This is a genomic window from Bradyrhizobium sp. SHOUNA76 (assembly GCF_023006445.1).
In the GTDB taxonomy this organism is placed as follows: Bacteria; Pseudomonadota; Alphaproteobacteria; order Rhizobiales; family Xanthobacteraceae; genus Bradyrhizobium.
Genome location: NZ_JALBHA010000608.1, coordinates 1 through 3,397, shown reverse-complemented (window position 1 = coordinate 3,397; position 3,397 = coordinate 1). Strand labels below are relative to the sequence as shown.

Below are 3,397 nucleotides of genomic sequence, written 5' to 3'. Positions count from 1 at the left end.
CCTCGCCGCCAATGCCGAGGACGTCGCCGAGGCCCGCGCCTCCAGTAACGCCACCTCCTCCTTCATCGACCGCCTGACGCTGACGCCGTCGCGGGTCGAGGCGATGGCCGAAGGCGTCGGCATCGTGCGCGGCATCGCCGATCCGATCGGCATCGTCACCGAGAGCTGGCAGCGGCCGAATGGCATCACGATCGAGCGGGTGCGCGTGCCGCTCGGCGTCGTCGGAGTGATTTTCGAGAGCAGGCCCAACGTCGCGGCGGACGCCGGCGTGCTGTGCCTGAAATCCGGCAATGCCGTGGTCCTGCGCGGCGGCTCCGACAGTTTCCGGTCGTGCCGCGCGATCCATGACTGCCTGGTGCAAGGCCTGCGCGAAGCGGGCCTGCCTGAAGCCGCGATCACGCTGGTGCCGACGCGCGACCGCGCGGCGGTCGGCATGATGCTGTCGGGGTTGAACGGCGCCGTCGACGTGATCGTGCCCCGCGGGGGAAAAAGCCTCGTTGCACGCGTCGAGCAGGAAGCGCGCGTGCCGGTGTTTGCGCATCTCGAAGGCGTCAATCACGTCTATGTCGATGCCAGCGCCGACCTTGCCATGGCGAAGTCGATCGTGCTGAACGCAAAAATGCGCCGCACCGGCGTCTGCGGCGCGGCCGAGACGCTGCTGGTCGATCGCGCTGCTGCCGGCAAAAACCTGAAGCCGCTGGTCGAGATGCTGATCGAGGCGGGCTGCGAGGTGCGCGGGGATGAAACAGTGCAAAGGACGGATGCGCGCGTAAAACCTGCGAGCGAAGATGATTGGGACACCGAATATCTCGACGCGATCATCGCGGCGAAGGTGGTGGACGGCGTCGACGGCGCGATCGCGCACATCCAGAACCACGGTTCGCATCACACCGATGCGATCGTGAGCGCGGATGGGGCGGCTGCGAACAAATTCCTGAACGAGGTCGATTCCGCGATCGTGCTGCACAACGCCTCGACGCAGTTCGCCGATGGCGGCGAGTTCGGGTTCGGCGCCGAGATCGGCATCGCCACCGGCCGCTTCCACGCTCGCGGCCCTGTCGGCGCCGAGCAGCTGACGAGCTTCAAATATCGCGTTCGCGGCACCGGGCAGACGCGGCCGTAAGCAACGTCGCGGGGCGGGCATTGAGCAACAATTTCGTCGTGCCGCGTTTCCCGGCGCAAGCGGTCCCGCCCACCACGGAGGGCATGCGCATCGGCCTGCTCGGCGGCTCGTTCAATCCGCCGCACCAGGCCCATCGCGCCATTAGCCAGTTCGCGCTGAAGCGATTGCAACTCGATCGCGTCTGGTGGCTGGTGACGCCTGGCAACCCGCTCAAGGAGAACGGCGCGCTGCATGAGCTCGGCGCGCGCATGCAGGCGGCGCGCGAGGTCGCTGATGATCCGCGCATCGAGGTCAGCTGTCTCGAATCCGTCATTCGTACCCGCTATACTATCGACACGATCAACATCTTGCGCCGCCGCTTCCCTGGCTTGCGCTTTGTCTGGATCATGGGCGCCGACAACCTCGCTCAATTCCACCGTTGGCAGGACTGGCGGCGCATCGCCGCCCAGGTGCCGATGGCCATCATCGATCGCCCGCCGCAGAGTTTTCGCGCCCTCGCCTCCCCCGCGGGACAGGCATTATCGCGCTACCGCCTTCCCGAGGAAAAAGCGGCACTGCTGGCGGACCGGAGGCCGCCGTCCTGGGTGTTTTTGACCGGATTGAAGCTGAATCTCTCCTCGACGGGCCTGCGGAACCCGGACGGGAGCTGGAAAGGTACGAAGTGAGTCAGAGTATGCCGAAGTGGTGTGGACTTCGGGCTCTCTGGCATATTGAAACCCTTAACCCCACATGATGTAGTGTAACCAGTGAGCGTCGGATTCGGCGTTCGCGATACAGTGAAAGGAATGGTCCCTGACCACATCTGTATTGTCCAAGACAGAGTCTGTTTTACCCAAGGTTGCCAAGCCGGCGCGTAAAACATCGACCAAAGCTGCGGCCTTGAAGGCGCAACCCGACGCCGACAAGACGCTGAGCCTGATCCTCTCCCGCCTCGACGACATGAAGGCGGAAGAGACGGTCACCATCGACCTTCGCGGCAAATCGGCGTACTCCGACTACATGATCGTCACCACCGGCCGGGTGAACCGGCACGTCGGCGCGATCGCGGAAAACGTCGCCAAGGGCCTCAAGGAAAACGGCATCAAGAACATCCACGTCGAGGGCTTGCCCAATTGCGACTGGGTGTTGATCGATTCCGGCGACGTGATCGTGCACGTGTTCCGACCCGAGGTCCGCGAGTTCTACAATCTCGAGCGATTGTACACGCAGGGCCCAGGGGCGGCGAAGGCGATCTAGGCTCATCGGGCCGATTTCGAATCGGCTGACGCGCATGCTAGCGTCGTGCGCGCGCTTATTGCGCGCGATCTTGAAAACGCGACCCTGAAGATATCAGCCCCTGAAGATATCATGCGTGTTGCTGTCATTGCGGTGGGCCGGCTGAAGCAAGGCCCCGAACGGGAGCTTGCCGACCGCTATTTCGAGCGGTTCGACGAGGCCGGCCGCAAGCTCGGATTCCGCGAGCTCCTGGTCCACGAGATCCCCGAAAGCCGCGCGCGAGACACCGCGACGCGGATGAGCGAGGAGGCCGCGGCGATCTCCGTCCATATTCCGGAAAAGTCGATCCTGGTGGCGCTGGACGAGCGCGGCCAGAATCTGGATTCCACCGTATTCGCACGGCATCTCGGCCGCTGGCGCGACGAAGGCGCCGGACATACTATCTTCGTGATCGGAGGGGCGGACGGACTTTCGCCCGAATTGCGCCGTAAGGCCAAGCTCGCGATCGCGTTCGGCTCTGCGACCTGGCCGCACCAAATGGTCCGCGTCATGCTTCTGGAACAGCTTTATCGGGCCGCCACCATTCTGGCCGGCCACCCCTATCACCGCGCGTGATGCGCGCCACAACGAGCACCTTTGCCGACACGATGCGAGCGCCGCTCCTCAACCTGTTGCTGATTACAAGCGTTGCCGGCGCAAGCCTCGCGCAAGCTCAGACGGCAACGCCGGCGCCGCAGACCGCAGCCGTCTCGCCCGATGCCATCAAGCAGCGCGAGCAGGAGCTGGAAGCCGCCCGCGCCAGGCAGAAGAGCGCGGAGGAAGCACAGGCCAAGCTCAAGGCCGAGATCACCGCGCTCGGCCAGGACCGCACCCAGCTCAATCAGCAGCTGATCGACACCGCCGCCAATGTGCGCAGCGTGGAGACCAAGATCGACGAGACCGAAGCACGGCTGCGCGCGTAAGCTCTGACGTTGCCGAAGTCGCGAAGCGTCCGAAGAACCGTCCAGGCAGCCGCGAGCGATCGTCGATGACGATGCGCTTGATGGGCTCCATGCTGGT

The 3,397-nt window shown here is 64.6% G+C and carries 4 protein-coding genes and 1 pseudogene; all 5 read left to right on the top strand.

The window, feature by feature from the left end; all coding sequences use genetic code 11:
* The coding region (locus MOV74_RS34260) for a glutamate-5-semialdehyde dehydrogenase (protein ID WP_246931394.1) at window positions 1–1,123 on the top strand (1,123 nt) is incomplete at its 5' end.
* A gap of 20 nt (window positions 1,124–1,143) precedes the next feature.
* The gene (locus MOV74_RS34255) at window positions 1,144–1,788 is read left to right on the top strand and encodes a nicotinate-nucleotide adenylyltransferase (RefSeq protein ID WP_246931393.1); all 645 of its coding nucleotides are present in this window, start codon (window positions 1,144–1,146) and stop codon (window positions 1,786–1,788) included.
* A gap of 214 nt (window positions 1,789–2,002) precedes the next feature.
* Window positions 2,003–2,359, top strand: a complete 357-nt coding sequence (gene rsfS, locus MOV74_RS34250; RefSeq protein WP_027515020.1) for a ribosome silencing factor — start codon at window positions 2,003–2,005, stop codon at window positions 2,357–2,359.
* 111 nt (window positions 2,360–2,470) lie between these two features.
* Entirely contained in the window at window positions 2,471–2,953 is a 483-nt protein-coding gene (rlmH, locus tag MOV74_RS34245; RefSeq protein WP_246931392.1) for a 23S rRNA (pseudouridine(1915)-N(3))-methyltransferase RlmH, read from the top strand.
* A 32-nt stretch (window positions 2,954–2,985) separates the two neighbouring features.
* Window positions 2,986–3,297: pseudogene (locus MOV74_RS34240) on the top strand (DUF4164 family protein); the annotation flags it as partial.
* Window positions 3,298–3,397: the final 100 nt, after the last annotated feature.